General features: G+C 48.3%; 20 protein-coding genes. 16 read left to right on the top strand and 4 right to left on the bottom strand.

Features of this window, described 5'->3' with window-relative positions; translation table 11 throughout:
- Positions 1–48 precede the first annotated feature (48 nt).
- From CEW91_RS02135 to CEW91_RS02110, 6 genes are all read left to right on the top strand, one after another.
- On the top strand, positions 49–780 hold the full coding sequence (locus CEW91_RS02135) for a 16S rRNA (uracil(1498)-N(3))-methyltransferase (RefSeq protein WP_088767459.1): 732 nt from the start codon (positions 49–51) through the stop codon (positions 778–780).
- 10 nt (positions 781–790) lie between these two features.
- Complete coding sequence (gene gshB, locus CEW91_RS02130) at positions 791–1,735, top strand: glutathione synthase (RefSeq protein WP_088767458.1); 945 nt, start codon at positions 791–793, stop codon at positions 1,733–1,735.
- Positions 1,736–1,796: 61 nt separating this feature from the next.
- Positions 1,797–2,354 (top strand): YqgE/AlgH family protein, encoded by a 558-nt coding sequence (locus CEW91_RS02125; protein ID WP_088767457.1) that lies wholly within the window; start codon positions 1,797–1,799, stop codon positions 2,352–2,354.
- Positions 2,351–2,785, top strand: a complete 435-nt coding sequence (ruvX, locus tag CEW91_RS02120; RefSeq protein ID WP_088767456.1) for a Holliday junction resolvase RuvX — start codon at positions 2,351–2,353, stop codon at positions 2,783–2,785. The genes CEW91_RS02125 and ruvX overlap by 4 nt, the downstream gene beginning before the upstream one ends.
- Positions 2,786–2,822: 37 nt before the next feature.
- Positions 2,823–3,113 carry a hypothetical protein gene (locus CEW91_RS02115; RefSeq protein ID WP_088767455.1) on the top strand — a complete coding sequence of 97 codons (291 nt, stop codon included), beginning with the start codon at positions 2,823–2,825 and terminating at the stop codon, positions 3,111–3,113.
- A 20-nt stretch (positions 3,114–3,133) separates the two neighbouring features.
- Entirely contained in the window at positions 3,134–4,102 is a 969-nt protein-coding gene (locus CEW91_RS02110) for a hypothetical protein (protein WP_232507008.1), read from the top strand.
- 12 nt (positions 4,103–4,114) lie between these two features.
- Here the strand turns inward: CEW91_RS02110 and CEW91_RS02105 are convergent, their stop codons facing one another.
- Complete coding sequence (locus CEW91_RS02105) at positions 4,115–5,503, bottom strand: PhoH family protein (RefSeq protein ID WP_088767454.1); 1,389 nt, start codon at positions 5,501–5,503, stop codon at positions 4,115–4,117.
- A 146-nt stretch (positions 5,504–5,649) separates the two neighbouring features.
- Here CEW91_RS02105 and rapA point away from each other — a divergent pair, with 146 nt between their 5' ends.
- Genes rapA through CEW91_RS02090 form a run of 3 tightly spaced genes read left to right on the top strand, consistent with a single transcriptional unit; the run spans position 5,650 to position 9,804 of the window.
- Positions 5,650–8,310: an RNA polymerase-associated protein RapA gene (gene rapA / locus CEW91_RS02100; RefSeq protein WP_088767453.1), complete on the top strand. Its 2,661-nt coding sequence runs from the start codon at positions 5,650–5,652 to the stop codon at positions 8,308–8,310.
- Positions 8,310–8,966 (top strand): pseudouridine synthase, encoded by a 657-nt coding sequence (locus tag CEW91_RS02095; protein WP_088767452.1) that lies wholly within the window; start codon positions 8,310–8,312, stop codon positions 8,964–8,966. Before rapA ends, CEW91_RS02095 begins: the two co-directional genes overlap by 1 nt.
- Before the next feature lie 46 nt (positions 8,967–9,012).
- On the top strand, positions 9,013–9,804 hold the full coding sequence (locus CEW91_RS02090; RefSeq protein ID WP_088767451.1) for a DUF3530 family protein: 792 nt from the start codon (positions 9,013–9,015) through the stop codon (positions 9,802–9,804).
- Between the two features lie 3 nt (positions 9,805–9,807).
- Here CEW91_RS02090 and djlA read toward each other — a convergent pair whose 3' ends face one another.
- Genes djlA through CEW91_RS02075 form a run of 3 tightly spaced genes read right to left on the bottom strand, consistent with a single transcriptional unit; the run spans position 9,808 to position 12,448 of the window.
- Complete coding sequence (gene djlA / locus CEW91_RS02085; RefSeq protein ID WP_088767450.1) at positions 9,808–10,644, bottom strand: co-chaperone DjlA; 837 nt, start codon at positions 10,642–10,644, stop codon at positions 9,808–9,810.
- Entirely contained in the window at positions 10,641–11,315 is a 675-nt protein-coding gene (gene murU / locus CEW91_RS02080) for an N-acetylmuramate alpha-1-phosphate uridylyltransferase MurU (RefSeq protein WP_088767449.1), read from the bottom strand. The genes djlA and murU overlap by 4 nt, the downstream gene beginning before the upstream one ends.
- Positions 11,312–12,448, bottom strand: coding sequence for an aminoglycoside phosphotransferase family protein (locus tag CEW91_RS02075; RefSeq protein ID WP_232507007.1), 1,137 nt, complete (start codon positions 12,446–12,448; stop codon positions 11,312–11,314). Before CEW91_RS02075 ends, murU begins: the two co-directional genes overlap by 4 nt.
- Here CEW91_RS02075 and lptD point away from each other — a divergent pair.
- Genes lptD through CEW91_RS02040 form a run of 7 tightly spaced genes read left to right on the top strand, consistent with a single transcriptional unit; the run spans position 12,440 to position 21,070 of the window.
- Positions 12,440–14,731: an LPS assembly protein LptD gene (lptD, locus tag CEW91_RS02070; protein ID WP_088767448.1), complete on the top strand. Its 2,292-nt coding sequence runs from the start codon at positions 12,440–12,442 to the stop codon at positions 14,729–14,731. The genes CEW91_RS02075 and lptD overlap by 9 nt on opposite strands.
- Positions 14,732–14,742: 11 nt before the next feature.
- Entirely contained in the window at positions 14,743–16,041 is a 1,299-nt protein-coding gene (surA, locus tag CEW91_RS02065; RefSeq protein ID WP_088767447.1) for a peptidylprolyl isomerase SurA, read from the top strand.
- Complete coding sequence (gene pdxA / locus CEW91_RS02060) at positions 16,038–17,030, top strand: 4-hydroxythreonine-4-phosphate dehydrogenase PdxA (RefSeq protein WP_088767446.1); 993 nt, start codon at positions 16,038–16,040, stop codon at positions 17,028–17,030. Before surA ends, pdxA begins: the two co-directional genes overlap by 4 nt.
- Entirely contained in the window at positions 17,023–17,841 is an 819-nt protein-coding gene (gene rsmA / locus CEW91_RS02055) for a 16S rRNA (adenine(1518)-N(6)/adenine(1519)-N(6))-dimethyltransferase RsmA (RefSeq protein WP_088767445.1), read from the top strand. The genes pdxA and rsmA overlap by 8 nt, the downstream gene beginning before the upstream one ends.
- Positions 17,842–17,844: 3 nt before the next feature.
- The gene (apaG, locus tag CEW91_RS02050; RefSeq protein WP_088767444.1) at positions 17,845–18,216 is read left to right on the top strand and encodes a Co2+/Mg2+ efflux protein ApaG; all 372 of its coding nucleotides are present in this window, start codon (positions 17,845–17,847) and stop codon (positions 18,214–18,216) included.
- A 2-nt stretch (positions 18,217–18,218) separates the two neighbouring features.
- Positions 18,219–19,031, top strand: coding sequence for a symmetrical bis(5'-nucleosyl)-tetraphosphatase (locus CEW91_RS02045; RefSeq protein WP_088767443.1), 813 nt, complete (start codon positions 18,219–18,221; stop codon positions 19,029–19,031).
- A gap of 38 nt (positions 19,032–19,069) precedes the next feature.
- Entirely contained in the window at positions 19,070–21,070 is a 2,001-nt protein-coding gene (locus CEW91_RS02040) for a methyl-accepting chemotaxis protein (protein ID WP_088767442.1), read from the top strand.
- Positions 21,071–21,125 lie beyond the last annotated feature (55 nt).

Here is a 21,125-nt window from a genome sequence, read left to right as displayed (position 1 = left end):
GTTTTTTTCTACTTCTGGACGTCTAAAAGTCCGAATAAGGCGAATAGCATGCGAGTACCGCGGATCTTTCACCCTGATCCCATCGATATAAACGTTGAAACCGAACTGAGTGCGGATGGTTTCCAACACCTGATAAAAGTGCTGCGTTTAAACGTAAATGACCCCATTGTCTTATTCAATGGGGACGGCAAGAATTACTCGGCAACCATTACCCAGGCGGCTAAAAAGTCTGCGTCTTTTAAGGTCACAGCCGTGGAAGATAATGACACCGAGTCCCCGGTTCCAGTGCATTTAGGACAAGTCATCTCACGGGGCGACCGTATGGACTTCGTGTTGCAAAAATCGGTAGAGCTGGGGGTGAGAGAAATAACGCCGCTCTTTAGCGAGCGCTGCGGCGTCAAGCTCAGCGGTGACCGGCTCGAAAAAAAGCAACAGCAATGGCAGAAAATAGTGCGTTCGGCTTGTGAACAGTGCGGCCGCAGTATCGTACCGGACGTTAAACCGGCACAGACTCTGGTAGACTTTATCAATAACCACTTTGACGGGTTACGGCTGACACTAGACCCAACCGCCGAGCAACCACTGTCTTCATACACGCAAGCCGATAAAGGCATTCAGTTATTGATTGGTCCCGAGGGTGGCTTCACCGACGAGGAAGTCCTTGAGGCCGAACAGCAGGGCTTTAAACCCATGAAGTTAGGCCCAAGAATACTAAGAACCGAAACCGCAGCACTGTCTGCTTTAACCGCGGTGCAGTATCAGTTTGGCGATTTACGCTAAAGGAGTTTATATGAAGAAGTTAGCCATGGTGATGGATCCTATCGCCGATGTGAAAACCGAAAAAGATACGAGCTTCCGTTTATTGCTGGAAGCACAGGCACGCGGTTATCAGTGCTTTTATCTGGAACTGGGCGATTTAGTCATCGACAATGGTAACCCGATGGCGTTTGTCCAGGAAGTCACGGTACGCGACCAGAAAACCGACTTTTACAGCCTGAAAGAAAGTGAGTATCTGCCACTGGATAGCTTCGACGTCATTATGATGCGTAAAGATCCGCCGTTTGACAGTGAGTTTCTTTATGCCACGCACATATTAGAGCTCGCCGAGCACCGCGGCAGTTTGGTCGTGAACAAACCACAAAGCCTCCGTGACTGCAACGAAAAGCTATTTACGTCGTGGTTTGCTGACGCTATTGCTGACACGGTGGTGAGCGCTCGCGCTGACGTCATAAAGGCGTTTCATAAAAAGCACGGCGATGTCATTTTAAAGCCACTCGACGGTATGGGCGGCGCATCGATATTTAAGGTGACGGCTGACGGTAACAACCTCGGCGTTATTATTGAAACACTGACAGAAAAAGGTCGGCGTTATGCGATGGCGCAGAAGTATTTACCGGAGATAAAAGACGGCGATAAACGCATTCTCATTATTGATGGTGAACCGGTTCCGTACTCATTAGCCCGCATTCCCAGTGCCGGCGAAACGCGCGGTAATCTAGCGGCTGGCGGCAGTGGCCGTGCTCAACCCTTGTCTGACAGCGACTGGGCACTAGCACGCAAAGTCGGCCCGGAACTTAAGAAAAAAGGTCTGATTCTGGTTGGTCTGGATGTCATTGGCGACCGTATAACAGAAATAAACGTGACCAGCCCAACCTGCATGCGGGAAATTGAAAACGCTTACGACATTAATATTGCCGAACTTGTTTTTGAGGCCGTCGAGTCAAAATTGAATTGAATTTCGACGTGATGACCCCATATCGGAAGTAGAGATTATCGTTAAGGAGTCGGTGAATCGGATGAACAGCTTACAAAACCATTTTTTGATAGCAACCCCTATGCTGAATGATCCAGCATTTAAGCGAACCGTGACTTACATTTGTGAGCACAACGAAGATGGCGCTATGGGGCTTGTCATTAATCAGCCTGCTGAACTTAGTGTGACCTCGCTGCTGGATAAGCTGGAAATTGTTTACCCGGAGAATAACGAGTATCTGCAAGGTCAGGTTTACCAAGGCGGTCCTGTCGGTCGTGAGCGTGGCTTTGTCATTCACCCGCCACAGGACAACTGGCGCGCCAGCATGAAAATGAGCGACGATATTATGGTCACGACCTCACGCGATATTTTAGAGGCATTAGGCTCATCGGCTGCGCCACAGCATTTTTTACTGACGTTGGGTTATGCTGGCTGGGAAGCGGGTCAGCTGGAAGAAGAAATGGAAGAGAACTCTTGGTTAGCCATACCGGCCGACCCGGAACTCCTGTTCAATACGCCAATTAGCGAGCGCTGGCAAAAGGCCACAGAACAACTCGGCTTTGATGTTTGGAAGCTGGCACCTGACGTAGGCCACGCATGAGTACGGTTATCGGCTTTGACTTTGGCACCAAAAGCATTGGTGTCGCCGTCGGCCAACGTATTACTGGTACTGCCTCACCGCTTAGTGCATTAAAGGCAAAAGATGGCATTCCCAATTGGGACGCTATTGAACAGCTATTTAAAGAGTGGCAGCCAGAACAACTGGTTGTCGGTCTGCCTTTAAATATGGACGGAACGGAGCAACCACTCACTCAACGCGCGAAAAAGTTTGGCAATCGGTTACACGGGCGTTTTGGTTTGCCGGTCGCCTTTCAGGACGAACGACTCACTTCAACCGCTGCGCGCGAAGAATTATTCAACGCAGGTGGGTTTAAGAAACTCGATAAAGGACTTGTCGATAGTCAAGCCGCACTGCTAATTGTCGAGGATTTCTTGAGCAATTCTTTGCCAACAAGCAATAATTCGTTATAGTGTGCTCAGTAATCAGTTGATGTGACAGGAGCTGACCTTGTTTGGTAACGAAGAACCGTATTCAGTTACGGGCAATACAATTCTCTTAAAAGACGAAAATAAAAAACTTCTCTTAATCACCGGCGCGAAATACGACAATATTCTCGTATCACGCAGCGGTGTTGAGTTTACTGATTTGCCGCCAGAGCGTCGCCCTGGACTCCGGCTGGTCTCTTTACTAGAAGTCTTTAAGAAAGAAAAAACCTACTTTTTTGTCCGTGCGGGCGGTGTCGAGTACCAAATCGACCTTAAATTCGAAGAAAGCCCCATTACGGAAATGAAGTTTTAAGGGTTAATAGGAAAGCCAGCGTGACACGTCATAATGATGCGTTTGTCTGGCTTTCTTTTGTATTTCTGCTGCTATTCCCCATTGGCAGCTTTGCCCAGTCTTTTTTTCAACTCAATGAACAAGACAACCAGCTTCACTTTTCGTATCACTGGGACGACTTCGACGGCAATCAAAACACCATCGAGTTCTCCGCCAATAAGAAAGACTTTCTGGCACCATTAAAGCGTTATCGAGGATTTAATCTTGAACGAAGCCAGCGCGAATTAAGCCGACAGCTCAACCGATACATTCGTCAGCAACAATGGCGTGGCATTCAAGCCAAATTAACCCCCCGCCAGCAAAGCGTTGAGCTGATAACCAGCAGAGCCAGAAGTCAGGAGCAACAAGCTCAGCTTGAGCAATACAAGCAACAGCTGCGCGAATATTACAATGAACGCTGGGTCGATTACCTGGACTCTAATTTCTACGAAACTATCTCCCTGCCGCCCGGACAACAGGGAATCATTCCTGATCACGCCGCTATAGCCAGTGAAATGGCGTCCGTTATTAAGCCGCTCATCAATGCGATTGGCGAGCAATTGGGTAACAACACCCAACGCAACTACATCAACTACGTAACCAGCTTTTTACAGCATATTCCATATAATGACTTAAGCAGCAAACTTGATAGCCGAGGCGATGGTTTCGTGCCACCGAACCAACTGATTTACTACAATCAGGGCGACTGCGACAGCAAAGTCACGTTAATGACAGCCATTATGCGCAACATCATTAACAACGCACAGATGGCCATTATTTACCTGCCCGACCACGCCGTTTTTGGCATTAATATGAGTAAACGTGACAGTGACACCACCATTGAGCACGATGGTATTCAATACGTTTTGGTTGATGTAACCGGCCCCGCCGCTATGCCGGCGGGAACCGTCAGTGAGGAAACCGAATTTCACATTCGTACCGGTCAGTACACCGTAAAACCGGTCAACTAACGCTCTTTTGGGCTATAAATGCTCTTCTGCAAATTGCGCGAGTGAACTACGCACAACGCCGTTTAGATTAATGGTGGCACTGCCTGGATAGTCTTTAAAACGCTCCACAATATAAGTTAGACCCGATGTCACCGCCGTTAAGTAGTAGCTGTCTATTTGCGCCAGGTTCCCCGATACAATTAATTTCGTGTTCTCCCCACAGCGGGTTATGAGTGTTTTAAGCTGTGAAGCGGTTAAGTTTTGTGCTTCATCCAAAATGACAATGGCATTTTGAATACTGCGACCACGCATGAAATTCAGCGACTTAAACTGAATATTCGCTTTTTTCATAATGTAGCTAAGACTCGACTCCATACTTTCGTCATGCTTATGCAACGCTTCCAGCGAGTCGGTAATAGCCGACAGCCAGGGCGCCATTTTCTCTTCTTCGGTACCCGGTAAGTAGCCTATCGACTCAGCAATTTCCGGCGTATTACGGGTGACAATAATCTTTTCATAAATACCCTGCTCTACCACCATTTGTAGCGCCGCAGAAAGCGCTAAAAAGGTTTTACCACTGCCTGCCGGGCCCGTCAGTACGACCATATCCATGTGCGTATCGAGCAACGCATGTAGCGCCATGGCCTGATAAATATTTTTGGGACGTACTCCCCAAGCGTCGTAAGACATCAGGCGCTCAACACCCAAGTCCATCAGCGTCACGGAGTCGTTGTCGTAACTATCCACCCGTGCGGCAAAATGATTGGTCTCGTCAATAATGTATTCGTTCGCAAATATCTGCGGCAGCAACTCCCGTCCCACCGTGTGATAAGCGTCACGACCCTCCTGATGCGTTTCAACTTCACCAACCTGCGACCAGAAGTCCCCTTCGAATTTGTAAAAGCCTTTGGTCAACAGGCGTATATCGTCAATGAGCTGGTCAGTGCGGTAATCCTCGACATACTTCATGCCTGCACCTTTGGCTTTCAGTCGCATATTGATGTCTTTTGTGACCAACACCACCGCCGCCGGTGCTTTATCCTTCTGGATTTCCAACGCCGCCTGAATAATGCGGTGATCGTTCTCGGACAAAGACAGCACCGACTCATTTTGCTCGAGCTGATAGTCCGGGAATATTGCCAACGTTCCTTGAGCGTTGTGCTCTCCGTGCATGCGACTGAGTTTCACCCCATCAATAATTTCATCCGGCCGAGCCTCTTTTAACGCTTCCTCTAAAGAACGAATAGCAACCCGGGCCTCTCGGCTCACGTCTTTATTTCGATCTTTTATTTTGTCGAGCTCTTCAAGAACCACCATGGGAATAATGACGTTGTGTTCTTCAAAGTTAAGGAAAGCAAGGGGGTCATGCAGCAGAATGTTGGTATCGAGGATGAAATATTTACCCGCTTTATTTTCAGACATAGGCGTTTACCTTTTGTCGTTATTGTTTAATTACAGCTTAGTCTAAAATTAATGACAAAATAGTGACAAAGAGAAATTTTTCTCGGAATTTTTCGGCGAATTCAGTACCATTGCCGCCCTTAAATAAAGCGATTGGGAGTTCTGCAGTGAGTGAATTTAGAGTCGGCCAACGGTATCTCAGTGAAACCGAAACAGAAATGGGGCTTGGCCTTATCACACAAGCAGAGGGACGCCATATAACCGTCATGTTTCCTGCTAATGGTGAAGTGCGCTTATACGCTGCACAAGAGGCGCCATTAGTCCGTTACCTGTTGCAGGACGGACAGCAAGGAAAGCACGCTGACGGCTGGACCTTCATTATTGAAGAGTTGTCTGAAGCGGCCGGTATTGTCACTTACCATGGCAAACGCGAAGACACGCAGGAACAGGTTACCGTTCCTGAACCCCAGTTATCCTATCAAATTGATAACAATCCGGCATTGACGCGTTTGTTAGCAGGGCAATCTGAGCGTTTAGATATGTATCAGTTACGCTGCGAAGCGAATCAGCATATCGCAGCCTACCAAAACAGCGAAGTTGCCGGGCTTTTAGGAGTGCGTACCCAATTACTGCCACACCAGCTTTATATTGCTAAAACGGTGTCCGATCGCTACCACCCGCGGGTGTTGCTGGCCGATGAAGTGGGCTTAGGTAAAACCATTGAAGCAGGCATGATCATTAAACGTCGACTGATGACGGATCGCTCTCAACGCGTTCTTGTCGTAGTGCCTGAATCGCTCATGCACCAATGGCTCATCGAGATGCGCCGCCGCTTCGCTTTAAGCTTTACTCTCTTCGACGAAGAACGCTGTGAGCAAGCCGCGGAAGATACCGACAACCCGTTTCTGACTGAACAACACATTATTGTCAGTAGTGACTTTATTAAAGAACCCAAATGGCAAAGCGCACTTTCGGACGCTGATTTCGATTTACTTGTCATTGACGAAGCGCACCACTTGCAGCCGGACGCTGACGAGTTTGCGCAGGTCAAAGCGCTGTGCGAATCCATTCCCGGGTTACTGCTGTTAACCGCAACGCCTGAGCAAGAGGGTTCCGAAGGCCATTTCTTACGTTTGCAGCTGCTTGACCCTGATCGTTTCAGTGACTACGAAGCGTTTCTAAAAGAGCAAGAACACTACAAAGAACTCGCCGAGCAGGCTGAGTCTGTAACCGATGATAAAAAGCTTGATGAGCTTCTCGATAAATACGGTACCGGCCGGGTTATGTTCCGCAATCGCCGTGCCGATATAGGCGGCTTCCCCGAGCGCCGTTTTCACGCCATCGAGTTGCCTGAATTTACGCCAGACGAAGACATGCCCTGGTGGATGGATGACCCGCGGGTCGACTGGCTCATTAGTCACATTAAAGAGAACCGCAACAGTAAAGCTTTATTAATCTGCAAAACGGCGGAACAAGTCCTGGATTTATCGGAAGCATTGCGTGTCCTGGCGGGCGTTCAAGCAGCGACCTTCCATGAAGGCATGACATTAACGGAGCGAGACCGCTCTGCGGCCTTTTTTGCCAGTGAAGAAGATGGAAGCCCGATATTGTTGTGCTCTGAAATCGGCAGTGAGGGACGTAACTTTCAATTCGTCAGCCAGCTTGTTCTGTTCGACTTGCCCACCAACCCGGACTTACTTGAGCAGCGCATTGGTCGTTTAGACCGCATTGGACAACAAAATACCATTGATATTTATCTGCCCTACAACGCAGGCTCTAACGAAGCTATTTTACTGCCCTGGTATGAGCAAGGTATGAACGCCTTTCGTCAGTGTAATGCCATTGGTCGTAAACTCTATGACGCCTTTGGTAACTTCATTGAAACGGCTATTGAAAAACGTCAGCCCTTGTCGGATGACATCATTCAGCAAACGCAAGAGCTTAGTGAAGCCTGGCGAGAACTGAATAAGCAGGGTCACGACAAACTGCAAGCAATGAACGCCTGCCGACCTGAACAAGCTGAGCGCATTATTGAACATATCAATACAGATTCAGACGTTGATACCGTTGCAGACTTTATGTTGGCATTTTGGGATCGCTTTGGTGTGAACAACGAAGTTCTGGACGAGAACCGTTGGTTCATTCGCGCCAGCGAACACATGCGTATCCCTGGACTCCCCGGCCTGCCGGAAGATGGCATCACGGTGACTTTCGATCGTGTTACTGCATTAAATTTTGAAGATGTCGACTTTCTCAGCTGGGATCATCCGATGGTTCAGGCCGCTTTAGAATTTCTGTCTTCAGACGACTTTGGAAGTACCTGCGTTGCACAAATGAAAAACACGGCTATTCCAGCGGGCGCCTGGTTTCTTGAGCTGGACTTTACCAATACAGTAGCAGCGCCTGCTAAAACGGCGGTGCAGGAGTTTTGCCCGCAAGGTAACCTACGTCTGCTATTAGATAGCCAAGGCAGAGAGCTATCCGATAAAGTCTCCAGAGAGTTACTTGATCAGCAAGCCAGTTTCCTTGATAAAAAAACCGCTCGCCAAATTCTTAAGCAGTTACGCGGACCGGCACAAGACTTGATACACGGTGCTCAGGAGCAAGCGCGTCGCTGGCAGGAAGACCTCATAAGCGATCAGCGTGCGAAAATCAGTGACACACTGCAACGAGAACTCACACGCCTGGAAGCATTGAAAGACGTTAATCCGTCCGTTCGTGAGTCGGAGATTGAGGCGCTAAAAGAGCGTGAGGCGACCCTGCTGACAGCAATCGAACAACCACAATTGTCGCTTACGGCCATTCGTATATTGGTGAATAATCACTGATGGCTTTATTGCATTATCAACCACCTTTAGAGCCTTATTTAGCCGTCATTTACGAGGACTCTGAATTATTGGTGGTTGATAAGCCAAGTGGGCTGCTCAGCGTGCCCGGTAAGCATATTGAACATCGCGATTCAGTATACACAAGAGCGCAGCGTGTGCTCCCTGAAATTCGGGTTGTTCACCGACTCGACATGGCGACCTCGGGCGTTATTTTGCTGGCGAAAACCCGGCTCGCACAAAGCCATATTAGCCGTCAATTTCAGCAGCGCGTGACTAAAAAGACATACATTGCTGACGTGTCGGGCCGCTTACCAGCTCAACAAGGTGTTGTTGAACTGCCGCTATCCTGTGACTGGCCAAACCGCCCTCGCCAACACATGGACTTCTTCACCGGCAAAGACAGCACCACGGGTTACCGCGTGTTAGCAACCCATGAAAACTATTCACGGGTTGAACTCTATCCGCACACCGGGCGTTCTCACCAGCTTCGCGTACACATGCAGGCGCTAGGTTGCCCCATACTGGGGGACAAGTTTTACGCACACACTGACGCCTTTAACATGACGGACCGACTGCACCTGCACGCTCACTCACTGACCATTACCCATCCTCTCACCGAGCAAACCGTTACGTTCACCAGTCCGCTGCCTTTTTAGGCTTTTTTATTATCAAGTTCCGTTCCCTGAAGCCGATATTACGACTATGAAACGTCATTTTCTTATCGCCTTTTTGCTGCTTTTCGTCACTGCTCCTGTGTTGAATGCACAGGACGATTTGCAGCGTTACCTTCCCGAGGACCAATTGCATTGGTTGACGGACGGTGACGCTGCACGCTTTTTAGTACTGAAAAAAGAGTATTTACAGGCGTTCGAAAGTGGACAAATGACGCTAATTCCCGACTGGCATTATCATCCGCTGCAGTCATTTTATGTCAGTTATTTGTATGAAGTGGCCCCCGACTTTGGTTGGACAACTTGGGCGTTAACACCGCCCGATAACACCATTCGCACCGACAATTTGCAAACACCAGCGACGCGCACGCATTTTCCCGAGCAAGCAGACGATAGCCTATTCGAGCCGTTAGTTGCCGCGCTTGAAAACCGCATCGCCTTATTACAAGAGGAAACCCTCAAACAGCCTGGCTTTGCCGTTTGGGTCGTAGAGGGAATAACTGCGGATATAACACTGCGACTACTCGAAAAAACACCATCAATGATGCCGGATGCACTGGTGATAGTGAATGCTTACATTCCTCAGTATCACTTCAACAAAGCGCTCTCAGAGCGAATTGCCAAGTCACCGTTGCGTATTCTGGACATTCGAACCGCAGAGAGTAACCGGTGGCTGGAAGCACAATGGTCACTGCGCAAAAAGCTCGCCACCAAATACCAGCACGTTTCGTATCGGCAACGTCAGCTACTGACGTCCGGCAACGCCGGTCAAGCCGAGTTACGCTCCACGGTGAAAGGCTGGCTGGAGTTTCACGGGTACTGATAATTAGCGAATATCTCTGTGCTCTTTTACCTGCTCATAAGCCGCTTGGATATCTCTCGCTTTTTGCTGTGCCTGCTTCATCACCTCTTCGGGAAGCCCCTGCGACGCTAACTTATCGGGATGATGTCGCGCCATTAATTTCCGGTATGCCTTTTTAATTTCTGCATTGCTGTTTTTCTCAGTCACACCCAATATTTGGTAAGCGTCTGCTAAATCGTTTTTCGTCGACGACTGGCGCCCGCCACTTCCCGCATGACTGCGCTGACGCTGCTGATGAAAACGAAACGCCGCTTTTTCCATCATCAACCACTGATCAAGTTGGAAACGTGTGAAGCCTAGCGCTTTTGCCACATCCACCAGTACTTCATGTTCGGTCTTATCCAGTACGCCATCATTCAGAGCAAGGCCTATCAGTTGTTCCATGAAGAGCTGAAGCACATCTCGGTTGCCATAAAATGATGCGCTGAAGTCTTTCATTACTTGTTGCAGCGGAAAGGTAGCTTCTTTGCCTTCACGGAAGGCATCCTGTGCTTCTTTGGTCGCATCGGTGTCCAGTTTTAGCTGTTGCATTAAATACTGCGCTTGTGCAATATCGCGCTCGGTCACTCGCCCTTTTGCTTTGGCGACATGCCCCATCACCGCAAATAGGGTATAAATGAAATTCGCATCGCCGGCCGCTTTCTCTGCACCATATAAAAAACGCCCCCAGGCACCTCGCTTAGAAAAGTCCTGAGCCATACCACGGTCAAACCAATGCCCGACCAACGCACCTAAAATTGCGCCCGGCCATTTCATAAAAGCAAACCCAGCCAACGCGCCTATTACTTTTCCCCAAATCATTTTTGTTTTCCTACTTGTTGATTCAGTTGCTCCAGCCGTTCGGGAGTGCCCACGTCAGTCCACAAGCCGTCCATAACAGACGCCAGAATTTTTCGCTCAGCCATCGCTTTTTCAAAAAATGGTTTTAATGGGTGCTTCCCTTCAGGATAAGGTTCTAACAAGGTTTTTCGGTACAGACCAATGCCGGCAAAAGTTTTCGAATCCTGCGTTTTTTCTGTCAGGTAGCCATCCTTAACGGCAAAGTCGCCATCAGCGTTATGCGGCGGATTATCAACCATGACCAGATGCGCCAGCATGTCATCCGGTAGGCTTTTCGGCAGTTCAGAATAATCCCAGTCCGTCCAAATATCCCCGTTAATCACCCAGAACGGCTCATTTCCCAATAACGGTAGCGCTTGAATAATGCCGCCAGCGGTCTCCAGTCCGCCCTCCGGCTCTGGAGAAAACGATACCTGCAGCTCCCATTCGGAACCGTCACCAACGAATTGCTCTATTTGCTCTCCTTTCCAGGCATGATTAATCACCACTTCCCGAACACCAGCGCTGGCGAGTTTTTCTAAGTGATAGGCCAACAAAGGCTTTCCCGCAACGGACAACAACGGTTTCGGCTGATTATCGGTGAGTGGCCGCATGCGCTGCCCGCGACCCGCCGCTAAAATCATCGCTTTCATTGTTGCTCCCACGCCGGTAGTACTCGTTCATTCAACCAAACGTTGTATTCATTCAGGTCAGTGTAACGCTGGCTAATTCGTTCCAGATACCCCAGAGTTCTGGGGACGTCCTGCAGGTATCCCGGCTTCTTGTCACGGTGAGCTAAGCGGGCAAATATTCCTGCCGCCTTGGTGTGCCGCTGCATACCCATTAAATCAAACCACTGTTGCCACTGAGCTTCATCCGTTTGTGCCGCTAATCGGTTGCTGTCTATCAAACGCTGACGCAAGGTATTACTTAATTCATCGACCAATTCATCCGGCCATTCGATGTAGCAATCACGTAGCAGCGACACCGCATCATAGGTAATAGGACCCACGACCGCATCCTGGAAATCAATAATGCCAATGCGATCATCATTCAGCAGCATCAAATTTCTGGAGTGATAGTCGCGGTGCACGCCAACTTGAGGCTGCGCCAGCGTATTATTTATCATTATGTCGCAAAAACGAGTCCAAATTCGTTCATCATCGGGCTGCCACTCAACATTCAAATGAGTTCCCAGCAACCAGTCTTTGAAAAGTCCCAATTCGCGCTCAAGTAACGCCTGGTCGAACTTCGGCAAAGCACCTAACCGAGTTTTAGTCACGTCCATAATATGAGGCAGCGCCGCTAGCGCATCGCCATAAAACTGCCGTGCATTGCGCTCATGCAGCTTACTCAGCAACAAAATTTGACCAAAGTCCGACTGCAACATGAAGCCATGCTCAGTGTCAGCGGCCACCACTTCCGGAACTGTCACCCCGGCATCGCGATAAGCTTCTGCGACCGCTAAAAAGGGTTCCATCGGCTCTTTATCAGGAGGGCAGTCAACGGCAATAAGGCTTTCCCGTCCATTGGTTGCGCGAAAATACCGGCGGAAACTAGCGTCTCCAGAGACCACTTCCAACGTTGGTTGTGTTACGCCAGTCTGCAACTCACACCAAGCTCGCAGAGCCAGTTCACGTTTATCTTCCAAAATGCCCTCCAGAAATATACTTTCTACGCGTAAAACTTGCAGTGTATCAAATAGCGAAACAAACAAAATTGCTTTATTATATTGCCCTTTACGTAGATACAATAATGCTAACAACGACCAAAACGGATGACTCATTTGTTGCTTAGACTTACCACAGTAACGTCGCTGCTCCCTGTCCTGCTACTATCTCTTTCAGGTTTGGCATCAGCAACGCCACAAAATTCAGTATCTCAACCGTTGGTATGTCAGGTTACGCCTGTTGAAAGCATTGCCGATAAGTCTTTGCAGCTGCAAGCAATACAAGCCGGCGCAATCGGTGTCGAGTCTCAATCTGCACGCATTTTATCAAATGACAAAGCTTACTTTGAGGGTAACGTCATTATCCAGCACAACGGGCAATGGCTATCTACTCAGGCAGCAACACTCGATCAGCAAAAAGGTCAAATTGAGGCCAGCAATGGTATTAACTTCAGCGATGGCTACTTAAATGTCAGTGGCGAATCGCTGTTTTTAGACTTAAACAGTAATGAGGCCCGGCTGTACTCCAGTGACTACAGGCTGACCAACGTCAACGCCCGTGGGCACGCGGAACTGCTGTATTTATCGCAGCAAAACGTACTGCTGCAAGACTCCAGCTTCACCACCTGCCCCGGCGAAACTCCCGCATGGCAGCTACGCGCAGAGCGGATTGAAATAGACGAGAACAGTGACTTTGGTGAGGCCTGGCACGCACGTTTTGAGCTCTTTGACGTTCCTATTCTTTATTTGCCCTACTTCAACTTTCCAATAAGCGACGCGCGCAAAACAGGGTTCCTGTACCCAACTTTCGACTCGTCTTCTAGTAATGGCTTCGAGGTTGAAGTACCTTATTACTGGAATATAGCGCCGAATATGGACGCCACGATAGCGCCCATCTATATGTCTGAACGCGGCACGATGTTTTCCGGAGAGTATCGCTATTTATTTGAAGAGAGCGCAGGCCAATTAAATCTGGAATACTTAAATAATGACCGTGCTATCGCAACCGAAGAAAGCCGCTACCTTTGGCATGTTCAGCACAAGACGCAATTTAATGAGCAATTAAGCCTGTACCTGGATGGTACGCAAATCAGTGACGATAACTACTTAAATGATTTTGGCAGCGACTTCGCTGGACGCGCAGATACCCACCTATACCGAGTGGCTCAGCTTGATTACATCAACGAAAACTGGACAGCTCAGGTCCGAACCGAAGACTACGAGATTTTGGGTGATTATCTCAGTCCATATAGAACACTACCGCAAATCAGTCTGAGTTATGAACAAAACAAATTCACGGGTTTTAGTACTAACTTATACACTGAACTGACCTACTTTCAGAACCAAGACAAGGCCAGTAATTATGCGACTCGTGCCCACGTTGAGCCCAGCGTTAAATATCGCTATGAAAAACCCGCTTTTGACACTGAAGCAGAGCTGTCTTACCTATTTACTCGTTACCGCCAGCAAAGCGACGATGCCCGACTAGATGACGATGTCACACGGGCATTACCGAGATTACGTTTACAAGCTCAGCTGCATTTAGAGCGAGAAACCAGCGACGGATACCGTCAAACGCTGTCACCGCAAATTCAGTATTTGTATGTGCCTTACGAAAACCAACAGAACATCGGCATTTACGACACGGCATTATTACAAGACGACTATTACGGTCTATTTCGCAGCCGCCGTTTTTCGGGGCTTGACCGGATTGCGGAAGCGAATCAGGTAACATACGGACTCACAACCAGTCTATTCACGGATAGCGAGCGCGAAGTGTTAAGAGCCAGCCTCGGCCAAATATATAACATCGAAGACAGTAGAACAGAGCTTCTCATTGATGAAACGAACGAGCCGACATTCACTTCCAGCAACAGTGAATGGGTTGCCGATATAAACTGGACAATGACCGACGAATGGTCACTAAAGAGTTCTATCCAGTACGATACGGAACTTAATAGCACACGTAAGAGTCAGACCGCACTGGAGTATCGAAAAAACAGCAGCAACTTAGTGCAGGTCAGTCACCGTAAAGCGACTAATATTTTAAATAACGACATTGAACAAATTGGTACTCAGGCCGTATTTGCTGCCAGTAAACAATGGCAAGTCGCAGCAAATGTATTTTACGACTTAACACACGATCGGGTAAATGATGCTATGGTAGGCGTCCAATACAGCAATTGCTGCTGGGCTGTTCGCGTCAGTGCTTATCGAAGAATAAATCGTGATCTTGAACCGGCCTTTAACAATGCGACGATTAACGCTGACACCGAGTTTGACAACGGTATTAGCATACAATTTATTATTAGCGGTTTAGCCTCTGATAATCGGGGGCTGATAGATATGCTCGAGAAAAGTACGTACGGTTATCGCCGTCCTTTTTATCTCAGTAACTAGTGGTAGGTAGAATGAAAAAATTGGTAGCTTTTTTTGCAACGGCAATGCTTTTGGCAACGCCATTGCTGGTCAGTAACACAACTCAGGCACAGCAGCTTCTGGACCGGGTTGTTGTCGTCGTTGACGACGGTGTTGTATTACAAAGCCAAATTGACCAACTGGTGCAACAGGTAAAAGCAGGTAACAACTTCAACTCTGCTAACGCCCCCTCCGACGAAGTATTGGAAACCCAAGCGATTGAGCGACTGATATTGCAGGAAATTCAGCTACAAATGGCTGACCGCATGGGTATCGAAGTAAGTGACGCACAACTCGAGCAAACCATTAACGGCATTGCTCAAGAGCAAAACCTGACCGTCGATGAGCTGCGCCAGAAAATGGCTGACAACGGCGTTAGCTGGGCGAGCTACCGCGAAAATGTTCGCAACGAAATTACCATTCAGCAGGTTCAGCGAGCGGCCGTTCAGCAACGTGTTTCTATTACGCCTCAAGAAATCAATAACCTGGTTAAACTAATAGACAGTAACCAAAGCACTCAAACTGAATACCGCTTGGGACATATTCTTATTTCCGCAGACTCTAATTCATCGCAAAGCGAGCTGGAAAAAGCGAAAGATCGCGCTGAAACCGTGTTAAGACTGCTGGACGAAGGAAGCGATTTTTCTGACTTGGCAATACGTTCGTCGTCAGGCTCGGCGGCATTAGACGGCGGTGACATGGGCTGGATGACAATTAATAGTATGCCAACGTTGTTCGCTGAAGCCGTTGAAGGAAAATCAGCCGGAGATGTCGTTGGTCCTATTCGCAGTGGTGTTGGTTTCCACATTCTGAAAGTTCAGGACAAACGCGGCGAGCAAACCGTTGAAGTTGAAGAAGTCAAAGCACGCCATATTCTGATTCAGCCGTCTGTTATTTTGTCCGACAATAAAGCCAAGGAAATGCTGAATTCGTTCCGCGAACAAATAGCTGCCGGAAACAAAACGTTTGAAGAGTTAGCGAAAGAGCACTCTTCTGATCCAGGTTCTGCTTCGCGTGGCGGTGACTTAGGCTGGGCACGACCGGATAAGTACGCACCTGAATTCAAAGAAAAAGTCGAAACCATTCCAGCGAATACCATTAGTGAGCCATTCAAGACTCAGTTTGGCTGGCATATAGTGGAAGTGACAGACAGACGCACGACCGATGCAACCAACGAAAGCAAACAAGAACGTGCTTATCAGATGTTGTTTAGCCGTAAGTTCCGTGAAGAATTGGACAACTGGCAACAGGAAATGCGCGATCAAGCCTACATAAGACGGGTTGCTGAGTGAGTTATCCAACGCTGATATTTACTCCGGGCGAGCCCGCCGGGATTGGCCCGGATTTAATATTGAAAGTGGCGCAGCAGCCCCTGGAGGCTGCTGTTGTCGTTTGCGCTGATAAAAATATGCTGCGCGAGCGAGCAGAACTTCTGAACTTGCCAGTGACATTCCATAAGTACCAAAAAGGCCAAAAAGTGCCTAAGCACGAGGCCGGTCATTTATGGGTTGAGCATTTACCTGTGTGTGAGCCTGTGACGGCTGGTGAGCTGACCGTTGCCAATGGTCATTATGTGGTCGATTGTTTGAAACGTGCTTCCGATGGCAATTTATCGGGTGAATTTGATGCCATCGTGACCGGCCCTGTTCACAAAGGGGTGATTAATCAGGCCGGCGTCGCTTTTTCCGGACACACTGAGTTTTTAGCTCACGAAGCAGACTGTAACGACGTTGTTATGATGCTGGCAACAGAGGGCCTACGCGTCGCTTTAGTCACCACGCACATACCTTTGGCGTACGTTTCTAAAGCAATTACTAAAGAACGACTAACAAACATCCTGACGATACTACACAACGACTTAACCCAAAAATTCGGCGAAACTCAGCCCAAAATTTTAGTTTGCGGCTTAAACCCGCATGCCGGTGAGTCCGGTCATTTAGGCCATGAGGAAATAGAAACCATTGCTCCGGTTATCGAAACGCTCAATGCCGGTGGCATGAACTTACACGGTCCGTACCCGGCTGATACCATCTTTCAGCCAAAATATTTAGATGATGCCAGTGCTGTTGTTGCCATGTATCATGATCAGGGTCTGCCGGTTTTAAAGTACAAAGGCTTTGGACAAGCGGTCAATATTACGCTCGGCCTGCCCTACATTCGAACCTCAGTTGACCATGGTACCGCGCTCGATTTAGCGGGTACTGGCAATATAAACGACGGTAGCTGCCGCTTGGCAATACAAACCGCTATTGATATGGCAAACGCAAGTTATTATGAGTAAACACCAAAACCACTCCCAAACTCACTTGGGACACCGTGCCCGTAAACGCTTCGGTCAAAACTTCTTAAATGACGAAGGCATTATTGAAGAAATTGTTGATGCCATTAATCCGGAGCCCGGTGAAAACTTGATTGAAATTGGGCCAGGCCTGGCCGCTTTGACCGAGCCAGTGGCCGACCGTAGTGGTCATTTGAAAGTTGTCGAAATTGACCGAGACTTGGTTGAGCGCTTGCGTACGCACCCCTTTTTGAACCAAAAACTGGACGTTATAGAAGCAGATGCGCTTAAAACGGACTTTCGTCAATTTACCGATGAAAAACCCGCTCGTGTGTTTGGGAACTTGCCCTACAATATATCGACACCACTTATCTTTCATTTACTGTCATTTGCCGACAGCATTGAAGATATGCATTTTATGCTGCAAAAAGAAGTGGTTGACCGATTAGCGGCAGAGCCAGGCTCAAAAAACTACGGTCGCATTAGCGTCGGTGTGCAGCAAGCATGTGAGGTAACTCCAGTTGTCTATGTGCCCCCCTCGGCGTTCACCCCACCGCCAAAAGTAGAGTCAGCGGTGGTTCGCTTAACGCCTTATAAGACCAGTCCCTACCCGGTTAAAGACCGCAAACAATTGCACAGTTTGTGTTTGACAGCGTTTAACCAACGTCGTAAAACAATAAGAAATAATCTCAAAGGGCTGATACCCGCTGAGCAGTTAGAGTCGCTGGGCATTGACCCATCAGCGAGACCAGAAGCGCTGTCAGTCCAGGACTATTGCAAACTTTCAGATTGGTTAACCGAGCAGGCTGAGTAATTTATGGCAGGCATTATCGAGATTGAAGTCAATACGCACTACTTATCGGCACAGTCTTCGCCCGAGTCTGAGCAATATGTGTTTTCCTATACCATCACCATTACGAACTCGACAGCTCAACAAGTGCAATTGTTGGCAAGGGAGTGGCGCATTACCGATGCTGAGAATAAGATTACCCGAGTCGCTGGTGACGGTGTTGTCGGACAACAACCGATTTTAAAGGCTGGTGAGTCTTTCAGCTACACCAGTGGTACCGTTTTAGCGACGCCCATTGGTACTATGGAAGGTCATTATTTAATGCTCGATGAAAACGGCGACCAGTTTAAGGCGGATATCCCGTCTTTTCGTCTCGCTATTCCCAATATTATTCACTAATTATGGCCACTTACGTAGTCGGTGACATTCAAGGTTGTTATCGCGAGCTCATGGCGTTACTGGAAACCGTCGGTTTCAGTCATAACACGGACCAGCTTTGGTGTGTTGGTGATATCGTTGCAAGAGGCCCTGACTCGGTTGATGCTCTGCGCTTTTTCTATACGAATGAGCACTCGGTTCACTCAGTGCTGGGCAATCACGATCTTAACTTGGTCGCTGTTCTGCTGGGCCATAGAGAAGCGAAACGCAACGACAAGCTCAACGGCATTTTAACCGCATCCGAGCAGTTAGACTGGGTAGACTGGCTGCGAAACCAACCGTTGATGCATCAATTAAGTGAATCCAATGTGGTTTCACACGCGGGTATTTACCCCTGGTGGTCTGTCGATGAAGCTCAAGTTCACGCTGACGAGGTCTCCGATGCGTTGAAAAGCACTGACTTTGAACACTTTATTAAAAGCATGTTTAGTAATAAGCCTTCAAAATGGGACTCAAGTCTTAGCGGATTCGACCGATACCGTTTTATAGTGAACGCATTTACGCGTATGCGTTATTGTCACCCAAATGGTGAACTTGATTTAACTCGCAAGGATGATCCGAATCAACATTCGTCGCAGGATGACTTGCAGCCGTGGTTTAACTTTTGGTCAAGCAACAACTATCGGCTATTATTCGGACATTGGGCTGCATTAATGGGCAAAACCCATCGCCAGGACATTGTTGCGTTAGATACCGGATGTGTTTGGGGACAATATATGACGCTGTATGACCTTAATAGTGATAACTTTTATTATCAAAATGCGTTTAAGGCTTAGAAGACAAATATAATCATTGCTGTGCTGAGGTAAATTTCATGAAAATAACGGTTGCTATGCGAGTAATTGGTGGCTTTGCCATCATCACCCTGCTCTTACTCGTCATCAGTTTGAGTTCACTGTTTAACATCAACAGTATAGGCTCATCCGTCGACAACGTTAACGACAAAGCCATGCCAGCGCTGAACGAAGTTGCTGCCATTAAGGTCGATACACTCGAACTTGCCAGTCTGCAACTTGAAGCCTATTACGCAGAGTCCTTATCAGCTATTGATTCCTATCGCGGTGAATTTGATGCGTCGCGTGAGTCACTGGTAAGCTCCCTGAATGATCTTCAGCAATTAATTAAAGGCGAAGGTCAAAGTGCGCTCATAAACGGTACAGAAGCGTCAGTCACTCAGTACGTTGACCTCATTGACCAACTCTTTAACTATCAGCGTGAATACTTAGAGCTTCGCGGCACCACCTCTGAACAGCTTGACGAAATTGCTTTTAACATCGACGATGCCGCTATCATGCTGCTCGACACAATGGACATGTCGAATAACGAAGTGGTTTCGCGTGAAGCCAGCAACATAGAGTCATCTTTATCCAGTTTAATTACCTTAATGTATGATTTAAACAAAGCCGGTGACCTCGACTCCGCTAATGTTATTAAAAGCGAAATTGATATAAATATAGACAGCATTCGCCCGCGTCTCGAAGCATTAGACAATGAGTCAACGGGTAGTGCAGAACAAATGGTCGACGATGCGGTAACGACTGTTCGTAACGCTATCGATAAACTGCAAGGTCCAGGCTCTTATCCAAACAATGTTATTATACGTCAGCAACGCCGAGTCGATGCGGGTCGGGCCCTCGAACAAGCGCAGCAGCAGTCAGATACGTTAATGACGCAAACCGACGAGTTGCAGACTAGCGTCCGTAATATCGCCGAAGACAGTCGTAACTCAGCCGCGGATTCAATTTCTACCAGCAGTTGGATCAACAGCATTATCACGGTTATCTCCATTGCGCTGGCCGTACTTATTTCCTGGCTGACTGTGCGCAGCATCAGTCGTCCGCTGTCCCGCGTTAACCATATGCTGAATATTATGGCTGAAGGTAACTTAACTGAGCGTGTTGACTATGATGCGCAGGATGAGTTCGGTGAGCTTGCCACCAATACGAACAAACTGACGGTTAACTTGCGTAAGCTGATTGAAGGCATTGCAAACCGCGCCACGCAATTGGCAACGGCAGCTGAGCAGTCTTCAAATGTGTCAGACGAAACCACGAACGCCATCGATGAGCAACGCCGTCAAATTGAGCAAGTTGCGACGGCAACTCAAGAAATGAACAATACCGCCAGTGAAATGGCAGACGGCGCGGATCAAGCTCTTCGTGAAATTCAGCATTCTGATGACGAGGCCAAGCGTGTTCGTCAAATTTCAGATAAGAACCGCTCTACCATTGAGCAGTTGGCTCACGAAATTCAGGGCGCCTCTCAGGTTATCGATCAACTGTCTGAAAACAGCAGTAACATCGGCGGCATTCTGGATGTTATCCGCGGTATTGCTGACCAAACCAACTTACTGGCTCTAAACGCAGCTATTGAGGCCGCACGAGCCGGTGAGCAAGGCCGAGGCTTCGCGGTGGTTGCAGACGAAGTCAGAACCCTGGCAAGTCGTACTCAAGAGTCTACTGAAGAAATTCAGGACATGATTGAGAACTTACAGACTGACTCGAAGCGCGCGGTAGAAGTAATGAACCGGGGTCGCGAACAGGCAGAGCTGAGCGTTCAGCAGTCAGACGAGGCAGCTCAGGCATTACAATCAATTACCGAGTCGGTGCATCAAGCCTCTGACAGCAGTAACCACATTGCTAACGCAGCACAAGAGCAGAGCCGTACGGCGCACGATATCAGTGAGCGACTGGAGTCGATTGTTTCTATTGCCGAGCAAACCGCTTCAGGCTCTAAACAAACGGCTCAGGCTTCCAATGAAGTGGCTAAACTTGCTGACGAATTACAAGACTCCATTAAGAGCTTCAGAGTGTAATTCGCACTCAACCATCAAGCATAAAAAAACGCCGGTTACTGATGTACCCGGCGTT

Source organism: Idiomarina piscisalsi (assembly GCF_002211765.1).
In the GTDB taxonomy this organism is placed as follows: Bacteria; Pseudomonadota; Gammaproteobacteria; order Enterobacterales; family Alteromonadaceae; genus Idiomarina; species Idiomarina piscisalsi_A.
The sequence above is the reverse complement of the archived record's forward strand: the minus strand, read 5'-3'. Positions and strand labels throughout refer to the sequence as shown.

Bases quoted from the DNA above. Each gene is read 5' to 3' on its own strand.
- CEW91_RS02135 (WP_088767459.1), top strand. From the start codon at position 49: ATGCGAGTACCGCGGATCTTTCACCCTGATCCCATCGATATAAACGTT.
- gshB (WP_088767458.1), top strand. From the start codon at position 791: ATGAAGAAGTTAGCCATGGTGATGGATCCTATCGCCGATGTGAAAACC.
- CEW91_RS02125 (WP_088767457.1), top strand. From the start codon at position 1,797: ATGAACAGCTTACAAAACCATTTTTTGATAGCAACCCCTATGCTGAAT.
- ruvX (WP_088767456.1), top strand. From the start codon at position 2,351: ATGAGTACGGTTATCGGCTTTGACTTTGGCACCAAAAGCATTGGTGTC.
- CEW91_RS02105 (WP_088767454.1), bottom strand. From the start codon at position 5,503: ATGTCTGAAAATAAAGCGGGTAAATATTTCATCCTCGATACCAACATT.
- CEW91_RS02095 (WP_088767452.1), top strand. From the start codon at position 8,310: ATGGCTTTATTGCATTATCAACCACCTTTAGAGCCTTATTTAGCCGTC.
- CEW91_RS02090 (WP_088767451.1), top strand. From the start codon at position 9,013: ATGAAACGTCATTTTCTTATCGCCTTTTTGCTGCTTTTCGTCACTGCT.
- djlA (WP_088767450.1), bottom strand. From the start codon at position 10,644: ATGATTTGGGGAAAAGTAATAGGCGCGTTGGCTGGGTTTGCTTTTATG.
- murU (WP_088767449.1), bottom strand. From the start codon at position 11,315: ATGAAAGCGATGATTTTAGCGGCGGGTCGCGGGCAGCGCATGCGGCCA.
- lptD (WP_088767448.1), top strand. From the start codon at position 12,440: ATGACTCATTTGTTGCTTAGACTTACCACAGTAACGTCGCTGCTCCCT.
- CEW91_RS02075 (WP_232507007.1), bottom strand. From the start codon at position 12,448: ATGAGTCATCCGTTTTGGTCGTTGTTAGCATTATTGTATCTACGTAAA.
- surA (WP_088767447.1), top strand. From the start codon at position 14,743: ATGAAAAAATTGGTAGCTTTTTTTGCAACGGCAATGCTTTTGGCAACG.
- rsmA (WP_088767445.1), top strand. From the start codon at position 17,023: ATGAGTAAACACCAAAACCACTCCCAAACTCACTTGGGACACCGTGCC.
- apaG (WP_088767444.1), top strand. From the start codon at position 17,845: ATGGCAGGCATTATCGAGATTGAAGTCAATACGCACTACTTATCGGCA.
- CEW91_RS02045 (WP_088767443.1), top strand. From the start codon at position 18,219: ATGGCCACTTACGTAGTCGGTGACATTCAAGGTTGTTATCGCGAGCTC.
- CEW91_RS02040 (WP_088767442.1), top strand. From the start codon at position 19,070: ATGAAAATAACGGTTGCTATGCGAGTAATTGGTGGCTTTGCCATCATC.